This window comes from Micromonospora kangleipakensis, assembly GCF_004217615.1.
GTDB lineage: Bacteria > Actinomycetota > Actinomycetes > Mycobacteriales > Micromonosporaceae > Micromonospora > Micromonospora kangleipakensis.
The window spans coordinates 5,878,460-5,899,172 of record NZ_SHLD01000001.1; the positions used below are offsets into that span (position 1 = coordinate 5,878,460).

Below are 20,713 nucleotides of genomic sequence, written 5' to 3' on the forward strand. Positions count from 1 at the left end.
CGGAGATCGAGGACACCCCGGCCGACCCGGGTCGGCCGCCGGCCGAGGACGCCACCGTGCCGGCGTTCTGGCGCCGGCTCGGCCTGCCCGGGCTCGCCGACGTGCACGTGCACTTCCTGCCGCCCCGACTGCTGCGCAAGGTCTGGGCGTACTTCGACGCGGCCGGGCCGCTGGTCTGCACCGAGTGGCCGATCCGGTACCGGTGGGGCGACGCGGAGCGGGTGGCGCACCTGCGCCGGCTCGGCGTACGGGCGTTCACCGCGCTGGCGTACCCGCACCGGCCCGGCATGGCGGAGGCGCTGAACCGGTGGACGCTGGAGTTCGCCCGCGCCACCCCCGGCTGCCTGCCCTCGGCGACCTTCTACCCGGAGCCGGCGGCCGTCCGCTACGTCGCCGAGGCGCTCGACGCCGGCGCCCGGGTGTTCAAGGTGCACGTCCAGGTCGGTGGGTTCCTCCCCACCGACCCGGCGCTGGACGCGGTGTGGGGGCTGCTCGCCGACGCGGGCGTACCGGTGGTGGTGCATGCCGGGCACGCGCCCGTCGGCACCGCGCACACCGGCCCGGAGCCGTTCGCCGCGCTGCTCGCCCGGCATCCGGGGCTGACCGCGGTCGTGGCCCACCTGGGCGCGCCCGACTACGCCGCGTTCCTCGACCTGGCGGAGAAGCACGAGCGGGTGCGGCTGGACACCACGATGGCGTTCACCTCGTTCTTCGACCGGTTCATGCCGTTCCCGGGCGGGGAACTGCCCCGGCTGCGCGAGCTGGGGCTGGCCGGCAAGGTGCTGCTCGGCAGCGACTTCCCGAACATCCCCTACCCGTACGCCGAGCAGCTCACCGGCCTGGCCGAGCTGGGACTCGGCGACGACTGGCTGCGGGCGGTCTGCTGGGGCAGCGCGGCGGCCCTGTTCGACCTGACCTGAGTCGGGGTGGCGGGCCCGCCGGAGGGCGCCGCGCGCCTGAGGTCAGGCGCCCACCCGCTGCTCGGGCACGGTGAGCCCGTACAGCGCCATCAGCTCGGGGCTGTCCACCCGGCTGCCGTCGGCCACCGATTCACACGAGATGTCGACGATCTGGTCCTTGTGCGCCAGCAGGTAGGGCCGGGCGCCGACGTCGGCGCTGGCCAGGGTGGCGATGCCGGCCCAATGCCGGCGGCCGAAGAGCATCGGGTAGCCGCGCAGCCCGTCGTAGGTCGCGCAGACCAGCACGTCGGGGTACGGCAGCGCGGCGACCCGCCGGACCGCTTTGGCGGTCAGCCCCGGCATGTCCACGGGCACCACGACGACCGCCTCAATCCCCTCGTCGGTCAGGGCCGCCAGTCCGGCGCGGATGGAGGAACCGACGCCGGTCCCCCACGCCCGGTTGACCACCACGGTGGCTCCGGTCAGGTCCGTCGTCTCGCGGACCTGGTCGGCCGCCGCGCCCAGGACGACCACGACCTGCTCGCAGCCCGCCTCGACCATCGTGTGGATCATCCGGTTCACCAGGGGTTTCTCCCCCTGGTGCAGCAGCGCCTCGGGTCCGCCGATGCGACGTCCCCCGCCCGCTGCGATGATCATTCCTGCGATCCGGTTCAGCTGCGCCCCCTCGACCGTGGGGACGGCACCGGCGCACCCGCGTCCGGTCCGTCCCGTCGTACGCACAACGGGCCCAACGAGCGCCCCCGGGGCGGGGTGGCGGGGCAAAAGGGAAAATTGCCCGACTATGCCGCGTCGGCGTAGCAGTCGACGATGGACAGGTCCAGCGGGAAGCGGACCGGGGTGTCGCCGAAGAGCAGCGCCGCGGCCCGCGCGCCCGCGGCGGTAACCGCCTCCGCCACCGCGTCGGCCTGCCCGGCCGGGCAGTGCACGATCACCTCGTCGTGCTGGAAGAAGACCAGCTCCGCCCTCGTGCCGGCCAGCGCCGTCCGCAACGTGGCCAGCAGCGTCGAGGCCCACTCGGCGGCCGTCGCCTGGATGACGAAGTTGCGGGTGAACCGGCCCCGGGAGCGGGCGGCGCGGGCCCGGGGCCCCTGCGGGTCCGCCCCGGCGTCCGGATCCGCCTCGTCGCCGTCGGCGAAGCCGACCGAGCCCGGCGGGCAGGTCCGCCCGAGCCAGGAGCGCACCAGCCCATTGGCCTCGCCGGTCCGCGCCGCCGCCTCGACGTAGCCGAACGCCGTCGGATAGCTCCGCTTGAGCACCGCCAGGGCGGGCACCGCCGCTCCGCCGGTCTGCCCGTACATCGCGCCGAGCAGGGCCACCTTCGCCCGGGCCCGGTCACCGGCGAAGGCGTCCCGGGCGAGCGCGGCGTAGAGGTCGCCGGCCCCACCGGCCGCCGCGAGCCGGGCGTCCCCGGAGACCGCGGCCAGCACCCGCGGCTCCAACTGGCCCGCGTCGGCCACGACGAAGGTCCAGCCGGGATCGGCCACCACCGCCCGCCGGATCACCTTCGGGATCTGCAGCGCCCCGCCGCCCCGGGTGGCCCACCGGCCGGAGACCACGCCGCCCGGCACGTACTCCGCGTGGAAGCGGCCGCCGGAGACCCAGGCGTCCCGCCACGCCCAGCCGTGCGCCGTCCAGATCCGGTAGAGCTCCTTGTACTCCAGGACCAGCGGCACCGCCGGGTGCTCCACCCCGCGCAGCACCCAGGCCCGGGTGTTCGGCAGCTCCACGCCGGCCCGGGCGAACGCCTTCAGCAGCTCCGCAGGGGAGTCCGTGTGCAGCTGCCGTACGCCGAACGCCTCGGCGATCAGGGCGGCCAGCTCGGCCAGCCGGCGGGGCGGCCCACCCACCGGGGAGGCCTCCCCCAGCAGCTCGGCGAGGATCGCGTCGTGCACCTCGACCCGCCACGGCAGCCCGGCCGCCCCCATCTCGGTGGCGATCAGGGCGCCCGCCGACTCGGCCGCCACGAGCAGGCGGAACCGGCCGGGGTGCTCGGTCGCGGCGATCCGGGCGAGCTGGTCGGCGTACACCCGGGTCAGCGCCTCGATGCCCGGGCCCGGCGGACCGGACGGCGCGTCGAAGAGCGCGCCCTGCCCGTGGCCCGGCGGCTCCGGCGCCCGCGGCGCCGGGTCGGGCGGGACCGGCGCGCCGGTCAGCCGCGCCCAGGCCGCGGCGAGCGACCGGGGCTCGCCCCACCGGCCGGCGTGCCCGAGCAGCAGCGCCTCGGTCAGCTCCACGTCGTGGCAGCGCTCCAGCCGGACCCCGGCGCGCAGCAGCGCGGGATAGACCCCCGACCCGGCGGCCCAGACCCAGCGCGGGCGCTCGGCGGCCTCCCGGGCGGCCACCGCGGCGGCGAGGTCGGCCACCGGCTCCGCCGGCCCCACGGGCCGGCCGGCGGCGTCGAGGGGTCGCAGCACTCCCCCGTCCCGCTCGTCCGCCACCACCGCCACCAGCACGAACGCGATTCTGCCCCGCCCCTGCGACAGTCCACCCCGCGCCGTCGCCGGAACGCTCCCTTGCACACCGAGAGTGGCCGTCCCTGCCGGAATGGCCACTCTCCGCGTGCAGCCGCGCCCCCGCGGCGGCGGGTTACTTCCCGACGCCGGCCGTCAGGCCGGACTGGACCTGGCGCTGGAAGACGATGTACACGATCAGCACCGGGAGCATCGCCATGGTGACCCCGGCGAAGAGGCCGGACCAGTCGGACTTGTAGCCCTGGTTGACCGAGAGCTCGATCAGCCCCTGGGCGATCACCTGGTGCTTCGGCTCACCGGACACCGACTGCATGAGCAGGGTCGGCAGGTACCACTGGTTCCACTGGCCGAGCACGTTGAAGATGCCAATGCTGATCAGGCCCGGCTTGGCCATCGGCAGCATGACGCTGAAGAACGACCGGGTGTGCGAGGCGCCGTCGACCATCGCCGCCTCGGCGATCGAGTGCGGCAGCGTCCGGAAGAACGAGTGCATGAAGAAGACGGTGAACGACAGCGACCAGGCCACATAGACCAGAATCAGCGTGGCGTGCTTGTTCGGGCCGAGCAGCGGAAACACCACGTTCATGTTGTAGACGCCCTTGAACAGTGGCACCGCGGCGAGGTAGACCGGCAGAGTCAGCCCCGACAGGAACATCCAGTAGATCAGCCGGTTGCCCCGGAACTCGTAGCGGGCCAGCGCGTACGCCGCCATCGAGCCCAGCAGCATCGTCAGGGTCACGCTGAAGACGAGCACGAGCAGCGTGTTCAGGAAGAAGCTGTCGATCCCGGCCGTCCAAGCCCGGGCGAAGTTGTCCCACTGCAGCGACTCAGGGATCAGCGACAGCGGCTCGCGGATCACCTCCGAGTCGGTCTTGAGTGCGGACATCACCACCCAGAACAGCGGGTAGACCACCATGACCGCCCACACCGCGAGAAACAGGTGCGAGAAGCCGTTGAATATCCGGCCGCCGATGCTGTAGGCGGCGGCTCCCGCCCGTCGGCCCGTTGCCGGACCGGCCGGCGGCACCGCATCGGGTCGCCTCTGGCCGGAGGTGTGGGTCACCGTGCTCATCGTCCAGGCCTCCTCAGAACTCGATCCGGTCACGACGGGTAATCCTCAGCTGGAGGGCGGCCAGCAGGATGGTGAAGATGGCCAGCGCCACGGCGATCGCGCAGGCGTAGCCGAACTGGCCTTTCTGGAACGCGTTGAACTGGATCACCGAGGCGAAGATCTCGCTGGCGTGGTTCGGGCCGCCCTGGCTCGGCGTCATGACGAAGACCAGGGCGTACATGTCCAGGGCGATGAAGCCCAGGTAGACCCAGGCGACCGAGATGGTGTCCCGGAGCAGCGGCAGGGTGACCCGGAAGAACGTGTGGAACCGGCTGGCCCCGTCGAGGATCGCCGCCTCGTAGATGTCCTTCGGGATCGACTGCATGGCCGCGGAGAAGAGCACCATGTAGAAGCCGGCGCCGCTCCACACCGCGATGAGCAGCAGCCACCAGAGCACCGCCGGCACGCCGAGGAACGGCTCCGGGTCGGCGGTGAAGGCGAGCGGGTTCTCCGCGTCGACCAGCCCGATCTTGATGAGCAGGCCGTTGATCAGGCCCTGGCTGTCGGTCCGGTAGATCTGCTGCCACATCACGGCGATGACCACCAGCGACAGCACCTGCGGGAAGAAGAAGATGACCTTGTAGAGAGCGGAGCCGAACACGCCCCGGATGCCGGCCCTGTCCTCGCGTCCGCCCACGTTGAGCAGGAACGCGAGGAACAGGGCCAGCGCGATCGTGAACAGCGGCACGGTGACCAGGAAGAACACGTTGTGCCAGAAGGCCTTCCTGATCAACTCGTCCGACAGCAGCCGGACGTAGTTGTCAAGACCGACGAAGTGCTGGGAGTCCGAGTACCCACCCCAGTCGGTCAGCGAGTAACCCGCCGCCTGCACGAAGGGCCACACCACGTAGAAGAGGTACAGCGCAACCGGCAGGGCCAGGAAACCCGTGACGAAACGCGCAACACCATGCCGCATGGTCACTCACTTCTCTAACTGATCGGGGTCGGTCAGGCCGTGCGGGTCTGCTTCTTGATCGAGGAGTCCTTGGCGACCTTGTCCGCGGCCGCCTGCATCTTGTCCACAAACTGCTGCGCGGTGAGCCGGCCGGCCATCAGCTCCTCGGACAGGTTCTGGCTCTCCTTGTCCAGGTCGGCGTAGAAGTCCGGGAACTTGACCGAGATCAGGTCCGAGGTGGCGTTCTTCATCAGCGTGTTCGCGGACGCCAGCGCCGTGTCCTGCACGTTGTCGCCGGAGCCCTTGGTGGAGGCCAGCGACTTGGTCAGCTCCGCGAACTTCGCCGAGCCGGCCTTGGACAGGATCGCCCGCAGGAACTCCTTGGCGGCTTCCTTGTTCGGCGCCTTGCTCGGCACCACGAAGCCCTCGCCGGATCCGGCGTACACGTCCTTGGCCGCCTTGTCGCCCGGCTTCGACCAGTAGTCGGAGAGGGTCAGCTCGAATCCCGGCGGGATGGTGGCGGACATCTCGTTCTTCAGCCAGGTGCCGACCTGGATGAACGCGGCCTTGCCGTCGAGCCAGGCCTGCTGCGACTGGGTGTGGTCGAGCTTGCCCGGCAGCAGCAGCCGGTCCTTGACCAGCTTCTCCCACGGCTCCAGCGCCGCGACGATGCCGTCGGCCTTCCAGGCGTTGTCCTTCAGGTTGTCGATGTCGATGACGGCCTGCTTGCCGACCGCCTTCCAGATGCTCGCCATGAGCGCCCAGCGCGGGTAGTAGCCGTGCACGGCGTCGTGGACGTAGGGCGCCATGCCCTTCGCCTTGATCTTCGGGGCCAGGGCGAAGAATTCGTCCCAGGTCGTGGGCGCCTGCCAACCCTCCTTCTTGAACAGGGCCGCGTTGTACCAGTTGCCCCACACCGTGTACGCCACGTTCACGACGTAGAACTTCCCGTTCTGGGTGCCGTCGCCGACCGTGCCCGGCAGCAGCGTGTCGGCCACCGTGCCCTCGCCGTCCCACGCCGGCGCGGTGAGCAGGTCGTCGAGCGGCTCGATCGCGCCCTCGTTGATCAGGGTGCTGCGGTCCATGCTGTCCGCGCCCGAGTTCATCACCAGGTCGCTCGGCTGGGTCGCCATCTTCGGCTGCTCTTCGGTCTTGATCTTCTGGGTGGAGCTCATGTTGACCGTGATGTTCGGGTGCTTGGCGTTGAAGACGACCTTGTCTTCCTTGGCCCACTGGTCACCGAGGCCGCCGTTGAAGATGACCACCTTGACGGCGCTGCCGTCCTTCACGCCGAACGGGTTGTCCTTGCTCTTGGCGGCGCCGGTGTCGTCGGACTTGCTCGGCTCGCTGCCGGCGCAGGCGCTGAGCAGGCCGGCGGCCGGGGTGGCGAGCAGGCCGGCCGCGGCGGCCCGCCGCAGCAGGGTCCGGCGGCTGAGGTCGCCGAGGTTCTCGGGGGTAATCGACATCTCTGTCTCTCCTTGTGGTGTCCGGGTCAGGCGGTCCGCCGGAGGCGCCCGGCGTACCGCGACTCGAGGGCGAGGTTGTGCTCGTCCCCACCGGGGACGTTGGCGGAGAGGTAGATAGGGGGTACCTCCCCGGCCTGGTGGAACCGTCGTACGACCTCGGCGGTCAGCAGCTGCGCCAGCAGCGCCGCGGTGACCGAGGAGACCGCACAGACCGCGCCGCCGCCCTCGAGCGGCAGCAGTGCATCGCCGTACGGCGCGCCGTTGTCCAGCACGACGTCGGCGAGGTCGGCGAGCCGGTGCCCGGACGGGTGCCGCGGGGCGACCCGAGCGGTGTGCTCGACCGAGGTGACCGCGATCAGCGGATGGCCGTGCTCCTTGACCAGCGTCGCCAGCTCGACGACCGAGCCGTTGATGCCGGACTGGGAGGCGACCACGAACACGTCCCGCGGGTGCGGGGCCGCGAGCGCGTAGAGCTGGTGCGCGACGGCCGGGTCGCGTTCCAGCTTGGGGTCGGCGAGCACGTCGCGGGGCGCGTCGCCGTGCAGCACCAGGTCGTGCAGGGAGAGCCGGTTGGTGGGGACCAGCCCGCCGGCCCGGGCGACCAGCTCGGCTGCGAACGCCTCGGAGTGCCCCGCGCCGAAGCCCTGGAGGACCCCGCCGGCCCGCAGCCCGGCGGCGATCAGGTCGGCCGCCCGGTCGACCGCCTCGGCCTGGGTGTCGACCAGGCGGTCGAGCATCGGGCGGACGGCGTCCGCGTACCGCTGTGCGCTGATCATGAGGCGGCCCCCTTCGCGGCCTTGTGCCCGTCGACGGCCTGGGCGGTACGCCGGAAGGCCGCGTGGGCGCGGTCGTGGGTCCGCTGCGCCACCGCGATGTAGAGCAGGTCGAGGACGACGAGCTGGGGATGCCGGGCGGAGAGCGCGTCCGGTCGGAAGGTGGTGGCCTGGCTGGCCGTGACCAGCACGATGTCGGCGAGCTCGGCGAGCGGCGAGCGGGGGAAGCCGGTCAGTGCGACGGTGGTGGCGCCCCGGCTGCCCGCCTCGGCGAGCATCTCGATGGTCTCCCGGGTCTGCCCGGTGTGCGAGATGCCGAGCGCGACGTCCCCGGCGCCCAGCAGCGCGGCGCTGGCCAGGCCCTCGTGCACGTCGCTCCAGGCCCACGCGGCCACCCCGATGCGGTGCAGGCTGAACTGCATCTCCTCGCCGACCAGGGCGCTGCCGCTGGCGCCGAAGATGTTCACCCGGCTCGCCCCGGCGATGGCCACCGCGGCCCGCTCCACCTCGGCGAGGTCGAGCAGCGCGGCCGTGTCGTGCATGGCCCGGGTGTCGGCGGCCATGATCTGGTCCAGCACCCGGGTCAGCGGGTCGCTGGGCTGAATCTCTCGTCCGATGTCGACCGTCCAGCCCGCCGACCGGGCCCGGCCGGTCTCCGAGGCGATGCCGAGTCGCAGGTCGGCGTAGCCCTCGAAGCCCATCGCCCGGCAGAACCGGGTGATGGTCGCCGGTGAGGTGCCGCTGCGCTCGGCCAGCTCCACGATGGTGGCCCGGGCCGCCGCCTCCGGATCGCTGAGCACGTGCTCAGCGACCCGGCGCAACGCCCCCGTCAGCTCCCCCGCCCCGGCCCGGACCCTGGCCAGCACCCCGTCCGCGGAGACGGCCACCGCGCTCGGCCGGTCGACCGCGTCGGCGTCGACCACCGCGTGCAGGTGCAACGCGGGGGTGTCCACCTCGTGATCAACCATGGGACGCCTTTCGGAAAAGAGTGTTAACTGTTAGTGGTAAAAGTTCTTACTGAAGGGCCCTCCGTGTCAAGGCCGTGGGCGAAGTTTTCAAACTGTTACCTGGCGCACAGCGCCCGACGCGCTCGCCAATCTTGCCTCGGGGAGCCGGGCCGACCAGCATGAAGGCCGCCAGCAGCGACCCCAGGGAGGCCCACCGGATGTCCGGCATCGTCGTGGTCGGTCTCGACGTCGGAGGTACGTCCACCCGGGCGGCCGCGCTGAGCCTCGACGGCGTACGCCTCGGCTCCGGCCGGGCCGGCGGCGGCAACCCGACCAGTCACGGCGCCGACCGGGCGGCGGCCGAGCTGTCGGCCGCGCTGCGCGCGGCGCTCGCCGAGGTGGACCCGTCCCGGGTGCGCGCCGGCGCGATCGGGCTGGCCGGCGCGGGCCGGCTGCTCGCCGACCCGGCGGGCCGGGCGGCGTTCGACCGCGCCTGGCACGACGCCGGCCTGCGCTGCCCGTACGCGGTGCACGGCGACGCCCTCGTCGCGTACGCCTCGGGCACCGCCGTCCCGGACGGCACCGTGCTGATCGCCGGGACCGGCGCGATCGCCGCCCAGGTACGCGACCTGCGCCTGGACCGCACCGCGGACGGGCACGGCTGGCTGCTCGGCGACGCCGGCTCCGGCTTCTGGCTCGGCCGGGAGGCGGTCCGGCGGCTGCTGACCGACCTGGACCGGGCCCGCCCGCCGGGCGTCCTCGCCACCCGCGTGCTCGCCGAGCTGACCGGCACCGCCGAGGTGGCGGCCCGCCCCCGGGCGACCGCCGAGGCGGTGGTGCAGGCGGTGACCCGCCGCCCGCCGGTGGAGCTGGCCCGGCTCGCCCCGCTGGTGGTGGCGGCCGCGGCCGACGGTGAGCCGGCCGGCCTCGACCTCGTCGCCGAGGCCGCCGCGCTGCTCGCCGAGAGCGTGACCCGGATCCGGCCGGCCGGGGTGAGCGACCCGTTGGTGGTCGGCGGCGGGCTGCTCACCGGCGACACCCCGCTCGCCGCGGCGGCCCGCGCCGAACTGGCCCGCCGTTGGCCGGACGCGCCGCTGCGCACGGCCGGCGACGGCGCCGCCGCGGCGGCCTGGCTCGCCGCCCTTGACCTGCCCGAGGTGTCGGATCCGACCGCGCTGCACGCGGTGCTGGTCCCGCCGCCGGCCTGACGGCCCTGCCGGGGACCGGCGCGGGTCGTCCGGGGCCGCGGTCGGCTGCGGACGCCGTCGGGCTGCGATGCGGGGTCGGCGACGCTCCCGCGCCGGGGCAGGACGCAGCGCACCCCGTCCGGCGAGCTGCTAGTCGACGGCGGTCAGCGCCGCCTCGAGCCGGCGCCAGACGTGGCTGCGCCAGCCGCCGTCGAGCAGGGTGAAAGTGCGGCGCTGCACCGGGTCGTCCGGGTCGAAGCCGGCGTGCTCGAGGAAGAGTCGGGTGCCCCGCCCCTCGGGGGCGAGGGTCCAGGTGACCACGGTGTCCAGCCGGCCGCCGCGCCAGGCCCAGCTCAGCCGGCGCGGCGGGTCGAGCTCCAGCACCTCGCAGTGCACCACCCCGTCGAAGCCCTGGCCGGGCCGCGGCTCGGTGCGGAAGGTGAAGCGGTGACCCGGTACGGGGCGGAAGTCGTTCGGCATCAGCCAGCGGGACAACAGATCAGAATCGGTCAGGGCTCGCCAGACCTTGGCCGGCGAGTGGGCCAGGAACTGATCCACGGCGATGGTCGCCCGGTCAGTCATCGGGCAGCCCGTCCAGCACGTCGCGCAGGTCGGCGAGGCGGGCGCGCCAGAACCGCTCGTACGGGCCGAGCCAGTCGGCGACCTCCCGCAACGGCTCGGGGCGCAGCGAGTAGAACCGTTGCCGGCCGAGCGGCTGCTCCACCACCAGCCCGGCGTCCTTGAGCACCTTCAGGTGCTCGGAGAGGCTGGGGCGGCGCATGTCGAAGTGGTCGGCGAGCCGCTGCACCGGCTGCTCGCCCCGCTCCAGCAGCAGCCGGAGCAGCTCCCGCCGGGTGGGGTTGGCCAGCGCGGCGAAGACGTCCCCCTCAGACACGGGTGGCCTGGAGCACGATGCCGTTGCCGTCGGGGTCGTCGAAGGTGACGTACCGGCCCCAGGGCGCGGTCTGGATCCCGCCGTCGGCGAAGTCCACGCCCCGGGCGCGCAGCGCGGCCACGTCGCCGTCGAGGTCGTCGGTCTCCAGCACCAGGCCCTTGAGCGAGCCCGGCGGCATGGTGGGGAACCAGGTGACCAGCGTCAGCGCGGTCGCCGCCCCCTTCGGCGCGACCTGCACCCACCGGCCGCCGGGGCCCATCGGGTTGTCCCAGATCAGGTCGAAGCCGAGGGTGTCGACGTAGAAGTCACGGGCCCGGTCCTGGTCGCTCACCGGCACGGAGACCAGCTGCACATGGGTCACTGTCATGCCGCCACAATAGGTAGGAGATTTCCTACGGGTCAAGTCGAGAGAAGGCCGGCCGACGCCGCCGACCGGCCTGCTCCGAGATCCGCGGTCAGCTGGTCGGATAGCCCTGCTGGCCCTGCGGGTGGCCGTACTGCCCCTGCGGCGCCGGGTAGCCGGGCTGCCCCTGCGGCGCCGGGTAGCCGGGCTGCCCCTGCGGCGCCTGGCCGTGCTGGGCCTGCGGGGCCGCGTCGTACTGGCCCTGCGGGGCCGGGTGGCCGGGCTGCCCCTGCGGCGCGTGGCCGTACGGGCCGGGCTGGCCCTGCGGCGCCGACCAACCCTGCGCGGGCTGGCCCGGGTGGCCCTGGGCGGCGAACTGGGGCGCGCCGGCCTCGTCCCTGGCCTCCTTGCGCGCCTTCACGGCCCGGACGATCAGCAGGATCGGCAGGATGAAGGCGTAGAAGAAGATCGTGTACCTACTGCCCACGGGAGCGAGGAACATCAGGTAGAAGCCGTAGCAGAAGAAGGCGAGGCCCACGACGACGTTCAGGATCCGGGAGCCCGTGCCCTGCTCGCGGATTGCGAGACCGGTGACGATCATCGCGATGCCGCCGAGCATCAGCAGGATTTCGTAGACAAGTTCAAACATGTGATCCCCGTCAATCCGGTTAATGTGCCGACCCACCATAGAGGAGCACCCGGAGACCCCGCTGCCCCGTTTCCTGTGGCGGGCGACACCTCACTTGAGCTGGCCCGCGGTGAGCCCGGCCTGGATCTGCCGCTGGAACGTCACGTACACCACCAGCACCGGGAGCACGGCGATGGTCAGGCCGGCGAAGAGCTGTGCGTAGTCGCCGGCGTAGCCCTGGTTGACGGCGAGCGCGTTCAACCCCTGGGCGAGCATCCACTTCGACTCGTCGCCCTGCATCAACACCTGCGGCAGCAGGAACTGATTCCAGTGGCTGAGGAAATTGAAGATGGCGACACTGATCAGTCCCGGTCGCGCCATCGGCAGCATCACCCGGAAAAAGAGCCGGAAGTGACCGCAGCCGTCGATCAGCGCGGCCTCGGCCACCGAGGTCGGCAGGGTCCGGAAGAACGCGGTCAGGAAGAAGACGGTGAACGGCAGCGAGTACGCCGCGTAGACCAGGATCAGGCCGGTCCAGGTGCCGAAGAGCCCGGCGTTGCGCACCACGAAGAAGAGCGGCACCAGGGCCAGGAAGACCGGGAACATCATCCCGCCCACGAACAGGTAGTAGACCACCTGGCGGCCGCGGAACTCGTACCGGGCGAAGACGTACGCGGCGGCCGCGCCGAGCAGCATGGTCAAGGTCAGCGAGCCGGCCACCACCACCGCGCTGTTCAGGAAGTACTGGCCGATGTGCGCCTTCGTCCAGGCCCGGGCCCAGTTGTCCAGGCGCAGCTCGCCGGGCAGCCCCCACGGGTCGGCCAGGATCTCGCTGTTGCTCTTGAGCGAGCTCAGGAACATCCAGGCCAGCGGCAGCACGGTCATCGCCGCCCAGAGCAGCAGGAAGGTGTGCGAGAAGGCGTTCGCCACGCCCAGTTCCCGCCGCAGCGGCCGGTCGGCCGACCGGGGCGGGGCCACCGCCGGCGTCGTCTCTTCCACTGTGGTCACGAGTGCTCGATCCGATCGCGCCGGGCGGCCCGCAGCGCCAGCACCGCCACCGAGAGGGTCAGGAAGAACATCACCACGCCGATCGCCGAGGCGTACCCGAACTTGGTCTCGCTGCCGAAGGCGGTGTCGTACATCCGGTTGCCGATCACGTCGGAGGAGAAGTTCGGGCCGCCGTTGGTCATCAACTGGACCAGGATGAAGCCGTCCAGCGCGGCGATGGCCAGGTAGATCCAGGCCACCTGCACGGTGTCCCAGAGCAGCGGGATGGTGATCTTCCGCAGCATCACCGCCCGGGACGCGCCGTCGAGCAGCACCGCCTCGTAGATGTCGCGCGGGATGGCCTGCATGGCCGCCCCGAAGAGCACCACGTAGAAGCCGACGTTGCTCCAGACCATCACCGCGAGCACGCACCAGAAGGCGAACCGGGGGTCGCCCAGCCAGGTCGGGGCGGGCAGGCCCAGGGCCCGCAGCGCGCCGTTGAGCAGGCCGCTGTTGGGGTGGTAGATCTCCTTCCAGAGCAGCGCGATGATCACCACCGAGAGCACCTGCGGGAAGAAGTAGACCAGTCGGTAGACCGAGGTGCCGCGGACCCCGGAGACCCCGGCCCGGCCCTTGCGGCCGCCCATGGTGAGCATGGTGGCGAAGAAGAGGCCGAGCGCGATGGTCAGCACCGGCACCAGGGCGAGCAGGATCGCGTTGTTCTTCAACGCGTTCCAGACGTAACCGTCGTGCAGCAGGGTGCGGAAGTTGGCCAGGCCGACCGGGTCGGCCTGCGCGGAGTACCCCAGCCAGTCGGTGGTCGAGATCTGAAAGGCCTGGAGGTACGGCGAGAGCACGAAGATGCCGTACAGCACCAGCGGCGGCAGCAGGAAGCTGACGATCAGCGGGTATCTGCCATGTCGCACCGGGGCGACCCTCCCTGGTTTCGGTCGGTGGGGGCGGGACGGCCCGCCCCCACCGGGGACGTCACGCGGCCCGCTTGTACTTCTTGATCGAGCTGTCCTGGGCGATCGAGTCGGCGCCCTTCTGGCACTGGTCGAGGAACTCCGCCGGGGTGGACCGGCCGCTGAAGAACTCGCCGCAGGCGGCGTCGACGAGGTTGCGCTCCAGCTTGCGGTAGTAGTTGTTGTAGACCCAGTTGAAGCCGTTGGACCCGGACGCCTCCAGCGCCTTGACCACGCTGGTCAGCCCGAACGGCAACTCGACGCCCTCGGTGGTTCCAGCCACCACGGTGAGGCTGGCGACCTTCTTCGTGAAGTCCTGCGCGCCCTTCTTGGAGAGCATGGTCCGGAAGTACTCCAGGCCGCCGGCCACGTTCTTCGCCTTGGCCGGCACGATGAACGGCTCGCCGGCGGTGCCGCGGATCGCCTCGAAGGGCAGCTTGTCGCCGCTGCCCAGGCTCGGCGTCGGGGCGACGGTCATGTTGAACCCGGCCGGGGTGACGTCCTTCTGCTCGCTCTCCAGCCAGGAGCCGCAGGAGATGAAGGCCGCCTTGCCCTGGCACCACGCGGTCTGCGACTGCTTGTGGTCCAGGCCGGGCGAGCCCTCCAGGATGTACTTGTCCTTGACGATCTGGTACCAGGCGTCGGCCGCGGTCTTCATCGCGTCGGACTTCCAGGCGTTCGGCTCCAGGTTGTCGATCGCCAGGGCGACCGAGGGGCCGCCGAGCTTGATCGCGGTGGAGATCAGCGGCCAGCTCATGTAGCGCGGGTGGATGCCCGCGTACGTCCAGGGGGCGATGCCGGCGGCCTTGATCTGCTTGCAGAGCGCGATGTGCTCGTCCCAGGTCTTCGCGTACTGCCAGTTGCGCTCGGTGAAGAGCTTGGTGGAGTGCCAGATGCCGTACACGGTGTAGGTGTAGTTCATCACCAGGAACTTGCCGTCGTACGAGCCGACGTCGACGGCGCCGGGCAGCAGGGTGTCCTTGACGGTCTTGCCCGGGATGTCGAGGCTCGGGGCGGCGAGCAGCTCGCCCAGGTCGGCGAGGGCGTTCTGGGAGACCAGGCCGTTGGGGTCGATCTGGCCGGCGCCGGAGTTGTTCACCACGTCGGGTGGGGTGCCGTCGACGAAGCGCGGCTGGAGGGTCTTGTTGATCTCCTGCGTCGCGGAGTGCTTGATCTCGGCCTTGGGGTACTTCTCCTTGTACATGGCCTCATGGCTCTTGGCGTACTCCTCGCCGAAGCCGCCGTTGAAGATCACCACCTCGAGCGGGGCGTCGTCCTTGACCCCGAGCGGGTTCTGCTCGCTCTTGGTCCCCTTGTAGGTGCCGGCATCGGACTTGTCGTCGCCGCCGGAGGTGGCGCAGCCGGCGAGCAGGCCGGCGGCGGGGGTGGCCAGCAGACCGGCGGCGGCGCTGCGCCGCAGGATGTCACGCCTGTTCATCACATCTCCTCGGTTCGGGTACGGGCGGGCCGCCGGGCTGGGGGATGGCGGCCGCGACGTCGAGGCACGGGGGTGTCGTGTGTTGCTTGTCTTCATTTCGCATAATCTTGCTGAAGAATTTCTACGACAGTGGGGCGCGGACCACAAGACCCGACGACCGAACCGTTATCACCACCGGCCAACGCCGGCTGGCATAGCCTGGGCCCATGCGCCGCCTGCGGCAGCTCGCCGAGCGCACGCCGGCGGGGCGGGAGCGCTACGTCGACCTGCTCCGGGGACTCGCCATCACCATGGTCGTCACCGGTCACTGGGGTGTGACCGTCATCGGGTACGACCGGGCCGGCCGGCCCACCGGCCACTCCGCCCTGGGCGACCTGCCCTGGGCCTGGCCGCTGACCTGGGTGGCCCAGGTGATGCCGGTCTTCTTCCTGGTCGGCGGGTACGCCAACGCCGCCTCGCTGACCGCCCGCCGCGCCCGGGGCGGCGAGGCCACCGGCTGGCTGGTCGACCGCAGCGCCCGGCTGGTCCGCCCGACCACCGCCCTGCTGGTGGTGCTGGCGATCGGCGCGGCGGTCGCCCGGCTGCGCGGCGCCGACGCCACCGAGATCCGCACCGTGGTCTGGTTCGCCACCATCCCGCTCTGGTTCCTGGTCGCCTACCTGATCGTCGTCCCGCTGACCCCGCCGATGTACGCGCTGCACCGTCGCTTCGGGCTGGTCGTGCCGCTGGTGCTGGTCGGCCTCGTGGCGCTCGGCGACCTGGGCCGGCTGCTCGGCCCGGCCGGCCTGGCGACCGGGAACTACCTCTTCGGCTGGCTGGCCGTGCATCAGCTCGGCTTCGCCTGGTACGACGCCCGCTCCCCGGACACGCCGCGCCGCCGGCGGCTGCCCACCTCGCGCCGGGCCGGGGCGGTCCTGCTGGCCGGCGGGCTGGTCGCGCTGGTGCTGCTCACGATCGTCGGGCCGTATCCGGTGGTGATGCTCAACGTGCCCGGCGAGCGGCTGGACAACACCGCCCCGCCGAGCCTGGCGCTGCTCGCCGTGGCCACCGCCCAGCTCGGGCTGATCCTGCTGCTCCAGGCCCCGGCGCGCCGCTGGCTGCGCCGGAGCCGCCCGTGGCAGGTGGTGATCGCGGTGAACTCGGTGGTGCTGACCGTCTTCCTCTGGCACCTGACCGCCGCCGTGCTGCTGGTCGGACTGCTGGACGCCGTCGGCGTGCTGCCCACCCCCCGGGTCGGCTCGGCGGCCTGGTGGGCGTGGCGGGTGCCCTGGCTGCTCGCCCTGGCCGTGGTGCTGGCGGTGCTCGTCGCCGTCTTCGGCCCGATCGAGGCCCGCACCCGCCGACCCGCCCCGGCCCGGCCCGACACCCGCGCGCCCGGCACCGAGGGCACCCGTCGCACGCCGACTGTCCGGACCGTGCTCGTGGTGGCCGGGTACGCGGGCGTGGTCGCCGGGCTGCTGCTGAACAGCCTGACCCGCAAGGCCGCCCCGGAGCCGCTGGGGCTGCCCGCCCCGGCGCTGGTGGCGTACCTGGCCGGGGCGGGGGTGCTGCGGCTGCTCAGGTCTGGGTGGGGAAGCCGAGGTTGACCCCGCCGTGACGCGGGTCGAGCCAGCGGCTGGTGACCACCTTGCCCCGGGTGAAGAAGGCGACCCCGTCGGCGCCGTGCGCGTGCAGGTCACCGAAGAGCGAGGCCTTCCAGCCGCCGAAGGAGTAGTACGCCATCGGCACCGGGATCGGCACGTTGATCCCGACCATGCCGACCTCCACCTCGTGCTGGTAGCGCCGCGCGGCGCCGCCGTCGTTGGTGAAGATCGCCGTGCCGTTGCCGTACGGGTTGGCGTTGACCAGGTCGACCGCCTCGTCGTACGAGCCGACCCGGACGACGCTGAGCACCGGGCCGAAGATCTCCTCGGTGTAGATCGACATGTGTGGGGTGACGTGGTCGAAGAGGGTCGGTCCCAGCCAGAACCCGTCCGCCTCGCCGTCCGGGGTGACGTCCCGGCCGTCGACCACCGGCACCGCGCCGGCCGCGATCCCGGACTCCACGTAGGAGCGGACCTTCGCCGCGTGCGCGGCGGTGACCAGCGGGCCCATGTCGCAGCCGCGCCGGCCGTCCCCGGTGCGCAGGCCGGCCATCCGCTCGGCGATCTTCGCGACCAGCGCGTCGGCGACCGGCTCGACCGCGACCAGGGCGGAGATCGCCATGCACCGCTCCCCCGCCGAGCCGAAGCCGGCGTTGACCGCCGCGTCGGCGGCCAGGTCCAGGTCGGCGTCGGGGAGCACCACCATGTGGTTCTTCGCGCCGCCGAGCGCCTGCACCCGCTTGCCGGCCAGCGAACCGCGCTGGTGCACGTACCGGGCGACCGGGGTGGAGCCGACGAACGAGACCGCCTTCACGCCGGGGTGGTCGAGCAGCGCGTCGACCGCCTCCTTGTCACCGTTGACCACGTTCAGCACGCCGTCGGGCAGGCCCGCCTCGGCGAACCACTCGGCCAGCAACAGCGCCGCGCTCGGGTCCTTCTCGCTCGGCTTGAGCACCACCGCGTTGCCGCAGGCGACCGCCACCGGCACGAACCACAGCGGCACCATCACCGGGAAGTTGAACGGCGAGATCACCGCGACCACCCCGAGCGGCTGGCGCAGGCTGTACGAGTCGATCTCGGTGGAGACGTTCTCGCTGAAGCCGCCGCGCAGCGCCGAGGGGATGCCGCAGGCGTACTCGATCACCTCCAGGCCGCGCTGCACCTCGCCGGCGGCGTCCGCGAGCACCTTGCCGTGCTCGGCGGTGACCACCTCGGCGAGCCGCTCGCGCCGGGCGTTGACCAGCTCGCGGAAGGCGAAGAGCACGGCCGTCCGCTTGGCCAGGGAGGCGTCCCGCCAGGCCCGCGCGGCCCGCTCGGCGGCCTCCATTGCGCGCGCGACGTCCGCGGCGCAGGCCAGCTCCACCTGACCGGTACGCCGGCCGGTGGCCGGGTCGAAGACGTCGGCCCGCCGCTCGGAGCTGCCGTTCACCCGCTTGCCGTCGATGAAGTGCCCGATGGTCATTGAGTCACCTTCCGTTCGCGACTGCGGGGCTCGCAGAACCGGCTCGCTCCTCGCGCTCACTGAGTCACCTTCCGTTCGCGACTGCGGGGCTCGCAGACCCGGCTCACTCCTCGCGCTCACTAGGCCACCTCGGCCGAGGAGCGGATCGCGTCGACCAGGATGGCGAGGCCCTCGCGGGCCTCGTCCTCGGTCAGCGTCAGCGGCGGGCCCATCCGCAGCACGTTGCCGTAGAGGCCACCCTTGCCGGCGAGCAGCCCGCCGGCCCGGCACGCCTCGAAGACCCGGACCGTCATCGCCGGGTCCGGCTCGATGGTGCCCGGGCGGACGAACTCGACGCCGAGCATCAGCCCCTTGCCGCGTACCTCGGCGACGCAGTCGAGGCCGCCCACCGCGGACCGCAGGCCGTCGGCGAGGATCGCGCCGACGCGGGCCGCGTTGGCCTGGAGGTCGTGGTCGAGCAGGTAGTCGAGGACGGCGTTGCCGGCGGCGGTGGAGATCGGGTTGCCGCCGAAGGTGGAGAAGCTGATCGCCGGCACCGACTCCAGCACGTCGGCCCGGCCGACCACGCCGGCCAGGGCGAAGCCGTTGCCGATGCCCTTGGCGAAGGTGAGCAGGTCCGGGGTGACGCCGTGCGCCTGGTAGCCCCAGAAGTGCTCCCCGGTCCGGCCCCAGCCGGTCTGCACCTCGTCGGAGATGAACAGGATGCCGGACTCGTCGAGCACCTTCTTCCACGCGGCGAAGAGCCCGTCCGGGGCGTGCACGAAGCCGCCGACGCCCTGGATCGGCTCGGCGATCAGGCAGGCCACGTCACCGGCGGTCTGGGTGGCGAGCACCTCGCGCAGGTCCTCCACCGCCGCGTCGACCTGCTCGTCGGAGCCGAGCCGGGCGAGCAGGCCGCGGACCCGCTCGCCGGAGTGCAGCCAGGCCACCTGGAGCGGGTTGAGCGCGCTGGCCGACCAGCTCCGGTTGCCGGTGACGCCCATCGCCGCGTACGACCGGCCGTGGTAGCTGTTGCGCACGGCGAGGATCTGGTGCGAGCGGCGGTAGTTGGTGGCGACCAGCAGCGCCGCCTCGTTGGCCTCGGTGCCGGAGTTGGTGAAGAACACCCGGGCGTCGGGGATGCCGGAGACCCGGGCGACCTTCTCGGCCAGCTCGACCTGCTGCCGGATCAGGTAGAGCGTCGAGCTGTGCACGATGCCGGTGGCGAGCTGCCGCTGCACCGCCTCCCGGATCTCCGGGATGTCGTAACCGACCATGTTGGTCAGCACCCCGCCGAAGAAGTCCAGGTAGCTGCGCCCCTGCGCGTCGGTCACCCGGCGACCCGAGCCGGAGACCAGCTCGATCGGCTCGTCGTAGTAGAGCGGCATCCAGGACGGGAGCACGGCCCGGTGCCGGGCCAGCAGGTCGTCGGAGGTCATGGTGGCACCCTTCAGGCGGTTGGTGTCCTCGCACGCTTTCACCGGGCGGCGGCAGGGACAACTGTCACTGTGTAGCGCAGCGACGGTGCGCGCCTGACAGCGCGTCAACCTGCGTGCTGCGGTTTCCAGGGTGCGGCGTGATCGGCACTTACCTTTCCGTCCGTCATCGCGCTGGTCGACCACTCATTCCGCAGCAGCGGGCCGGTGCACCGACGTGACCGCGCCGCGCCGGTAGCATCCGGCCGGTGCGGACAGTGGAGGTGGCGCTGCCGGCCGGGACCAGCGGCGCGGAGCTGGCGGCCGGCGTACGGACCTGGGTGGAGTCGCCCCCGCTGCGTGACCTGGTCGGGCGCTTCGGCGGCGACTGGCCGGCCGGGAACCTGACCGAGGTGCTGGCCGGGCTGGACGACTTCTCGGCCCGCCACTGGGACTTCCGCGACGGCCGGGAACGCCCCGACGCCCGCGAACCCGCCTTCGACCTCGGCACGGTGGGCCTGATCCTGGACTCGGCCGCCGCGCTCGGCCTGGTCCGGGCGCTGCCTCCACCCCTGCCCCGGTACGCCCACCTGCTGGTGCTCGGCGGCCTGGCCCACGCCTGCCTGCGGCGGGTCGGGTACGCCGCCCACCTGCTGCGCACCGGCCCGGCGGTGACCGGTGAGGTGGCCGTGCTCGGCAGCTTCCGGCCGCTGACCGGGCCCGAGCGGCAGGTCCTGGCCGACGCCGGGGTGACCGGCTGCGCCACCGAGGTCGACGCGCTCGACGCCGGGGTCCGGGCCGCGTTCGGGCTCGCCGCGCCCGCCGAGGAGGACGGCCACGACGCCGCCCACCCGCACCACTCCTGGTCCTCGCGGACCTACCGCCCGGCCGGATCGCCGCCGGTGCGGGTGCTCGCCGCGCCGTCCAGCGAGCCGGAGCGGCGGCGGGCGCACACCGCCGACACCCAGCGGTTCTGGGCGGAGCACGTCCGGCTGCGCGCCGGCGACCCGGTGCTGATGGTGACGGCGCCGATCTACGTGCCGTTCCAGCACTGCGACGCGCTGCGCACCCTGACCGTGCCGTACGGCTGCCGGATCGACACGGTCGGCGTCGACCCGGCGCTGACCGGGCTGGCCCGGGTGCCGGAACCCACCCTCACCCCCGGGCGCTACCTCCAGGAGATCCGCTCGGCGATCCGGTCCCTGCGCGCCCTGCACGCCACGCTGACGCCGGCCTGACCCGTCCGGC

At 72.3% G+C, this 20,713-nt stretch carries 20 protein-coding genes; 4 read left to right on the forward strand and 16 right to left on the reverse strand.

Going from position 1 to position 20,713, the window contains the following annotated elements; translation table 11 throughout:
- The first annotated feature begins 5 nt into the window (after nucleotides 1–5).
- Nucleotides 6–920: an amidohydrolase family protein gene (locus tag EV384_RS28070; RefSeq protein WP_130340868.1), complete on the forward strand. Its 915-nt coding sequence runs from the start codon at nucleotides 6–8 to the stop codon at nucleotides 918–920.
- 42 nt (nucleotides 921–962) lie between these two features.
- Here the strand turns inward: EV384_RS28070 and EV384_RS28075 are convergent, their stop codons facing one another.
- From EV384_RS28075 to EV384_RS28105, 7 genes are all read right to left on the reverse strand, one after another.
- On the reverse strand, nucleotides 963–1,556 hold the full coding sequence (locus EV384_RS28075; protein WP_130337954.1) for a nucleotidyltransferase family protein: 594 nt from the start codon (nucleotides 1,554–1,556) through the stop codon (nucleotides 963–965).
- Between the two features lie 143 nt (nucleotides 1,557–1,699).
- Complete coding sequence (locus EV384_RS28080; RefSeq protein ID WP_423202924.1) at nucleotides 1,700–3,373, reverse strand: bifunctional 3'-5' exonuclease/DNA polymerase; 1,674 nt, start codon at nucleotides 3,371–3,373, stop codon at nucleotides 1,700–1,702.
- 133 nt (nucleotides 3,374–3,506) lie between these two features.
- On the reverse strand, nucleotides 3,507–4,463 hold the full coding sequence (locus tag EV384_RS28085) for a carbohydrate ABC transporter permease (RefSeq protein WP_130337956.1): 957 nt from the start codon (nucleotides 4,461–4,463) through the stop codon (nucleotides 3,507–3,509).
- A 13-nt stretch (nucleotides 4,464–4,476) separates the two neighbouring features.
- Nucleotides 4,477–5,418, reverse strand: coding sequence for a carbohydrate ABC transporter permease (locus EV384_RS28090; protein WP_130337958.1), 942 nt, complete (start codon nucleotides 5,416–5,418; stop codon nucleotides 4,477–4,479).
- 32 nt (nucleotides 5,419–5,450) lie between these two features.
- Nucleotides 5,451–6,863 carry an N-acetylglucosamine/diacetylchitobiose ABC transporter substrate-binding protein gene (gene ngcE, locus EV384_RS28095; protein WP_130337960.1) on the reverse strand — a complete coding sequence of 471 codons (1,413 nt, stop codon included), beginning with the start codon at nucleotides 6,861–6,863 and terminating at the stop codon, nucleotides 5,451–5,453.
- A 26-nt stretch (nucleotides 6,864–6,889) separates the two neighbouring features.
- The gene (locus tag EV384_RS28100; RefSeq protein ID WP_130337962.1) at nucleotides 6,890–7,639 is read right to left on the reverse strand and encodes an SIS domain-containing protein; all 750 of its coding nucleotides are present in this window, start codon (nucleotides 7,637–7,639) and stop codon (nucleotides 6,890–6,892) included.
- The gene (locus EV384_RS28105; protein ID WP_130337964.1) at nucleotides 7,636–8,604 is read right to left on the reverse strand and encodes a MurR/RpiR family transcriptional regulator; all 969 of its coding nucleotides are present in this window, start codon (nucleotides 8,602–8,604) and stop codon (nucleotides 7,636–7,638) included. The genes EV384_RS28100 and EV384_RS28105 overlap by 4 nt, the downstream gene beginning before the upstream one ends.
- Before the next feature lie 197 nt (nucleotides 8,605–8,801).
- On the opposite strand from EV384_RS28105, the gene EV384_RS28110 reads away from it, so the two are divergent.
- A complete protein-coding gene (locus tag EV384_RS28110; RefSeq protein WP_130337966.1) occupies nucleotides 8,802–9,791 on the forward strand; it encodes an N-acetylglucosamine kinase in 990 nt (329 codons plus the stop codon).
- A gap of 129 nt (nucleotides 9,792–9,920) precedes the next feature.
- Here EV384_RS28110 and EV384_RS28115 read toward each other — a convergent pair whose 3' ends face one another.
- The 7 genes from EV384_RS28115 to ngcE (EV384_RS28145) form a co-directional block, all read right to left on the reverse strand.
- Nucleotides 9,921–10,352 carry an SRPBCC family protein gene (locus EV384_RS28115; RefSeq protein WP_130337968.1) on the reverse strand — a complete coding sequence of 144 codons (432 nt, stop codon included), beginning with the start codon at nucleotides 10,350–10,352 and terminating at the stop codon, nucleotides 9,921–9,923.
- On the reverse strand, nucleotides 10,345–10,665 hold the full coding sequence (locus EV384_RS28120; RefSeq protein ID WP_130337970.1) for an ArsR/SmtB family transcription factor: 321 nt from the start codon (nucleotides 10,663–10,665) through the stop codon (nucleotides 10,345–10,347). Before EV384_RS28120 ends, EV384_RS28115 begins: the two co-directional genes overlap by 8 nt.
- Nucleotides 10,658–11,032 (reverse strand): glyoxalase superfamily protein, encoded by a 375-nt coding sequence (locus EV384_RS28125; RefSeq protein ID WP_130337972.1) that lies wholly within the window; start codon nucleotides 11,030–11,032, stop codon nucleotides 10,658–10,660. The genes EV384_RS28120 and EV384_RS28125 overlap by 8 nt, the downstream gene beginning before the upstream one ends.
- Before the next feature lie 88 nt (nucleotides 11,033–11,120).
- On the reverse strand, nucleotides 11,121–11,657 hold the full coding sequence (locus EV384_RS36940; protein WP_130337974.1) for a hypothetical protein: 537 nt from the start codon (nucleotides 11,655–11,657) through the stop codon (nucleotides 11,121–11,123).
- Between the two features lie 90 nt (nucleotides 11,658–11,747).
- Complete coding sequence (locus EV384_RS28135; RefSeq protein WP_130337976.1) at nucleotides 11,748–12,644, reverse strand: carbohydrate ABC transporter permease; 897 nt, start codon at nucleotides 12,642–12,644, stop codon at nucleotides 11,748–11,750.
- Nucleotides 12,641–13,549, reverse strand: coding sequence for a carbohydrate ABC transporter permease (locus EV384_RS28140; RefSeq protein WP_130337978.1), 909 nt, complete (start codon nucleotides 13,547–13,549; stop codon nucleotides 12,641–12,643). The genes EV384_RS28135 and EV384_RS28140 overlap by 4 nt, the downstream gene beginning before the upstream one ends.
- Before the next feature lie 61 nt (nucleotides 13,550–13,610).
- Nucleotides 13,611–15,026, reverse strand: coding sequence for an N-acetylglucosamine/diacetylchitobiose ABC transporter substrate-binding protein (gene ngcE / locus EV384_RS28145; RefSeq protein ID WP_130337980.1), 1,416 nt, complete (start codon nucleotides 15,024–15,026; stop codon nucleotides 13,611–13,613).
- 206 nt (nucleotides 15,027–15,232) lie between these two features.
- Between ngcE (EV384_RS28145) and EV384_RS28150 the strand changes: the two genes are divergently transcribed.
- A complete protein-coding gene (locus tag EV384_RS28150) occupies nucleotides 15,233–16,612 on the forward strand; it encodes an acyltransferase family protein (protein WP_130337982.1) in 1,380 nt (459 codons plus the stop codon).
- Here EV384_RS28150 and EV384_RS28155 read toward each other — a convergent pair.
- Nucleotides 16,584–18,071 (reverse strand): CoA-acylating methylmalonate-semialdehyde dehydrogenase, encoded by a 1,488-nt coding sequence (locus tag EV384_RS28155; protein WP_130337984.1) that lies wholly within the window; start codon nucleotides 18,069–18,071, stop codon nucleotides 16,584–16,586. The genes EV384_RS28150 and EV384_RS28155 overlap by 29 nt on opposite strands.
- A 119-nt stretch (nucleotides 18,072–18,190) precedes the next feature.
- Nucleotides 18,191–19,489: an aspartate aminotransferase family protein gene (locus EV384_RS28160; protein ID WP_130337986.1), complete on the reverse strand. Its 1,299-nt coding sequence runs from the start codon at nucleotides 19,487–19,489 to the stop codon at nucleotides 18,191–18,193.
- Between the two features lie 245 nt (nucleotides 19,490–19,734).
- Here EV384_RS28160 and EV384_RS28165 point away from each other — a divergent pair, with 245 nt between their 5' ends.
- On the forward strand, nucleotides 19,735–20,703 hold the full coding sequence (locus EV384_RS28165; protein WP_242624341.1) for a hypothetical protein: 969 nt from the start codon (nucleotides 19,735–19,737) through the stop codon (nucleotides 20,701–20,703).
- Nucleotides 20,704–20,713 lie beyond the last annotated feature (10 nt).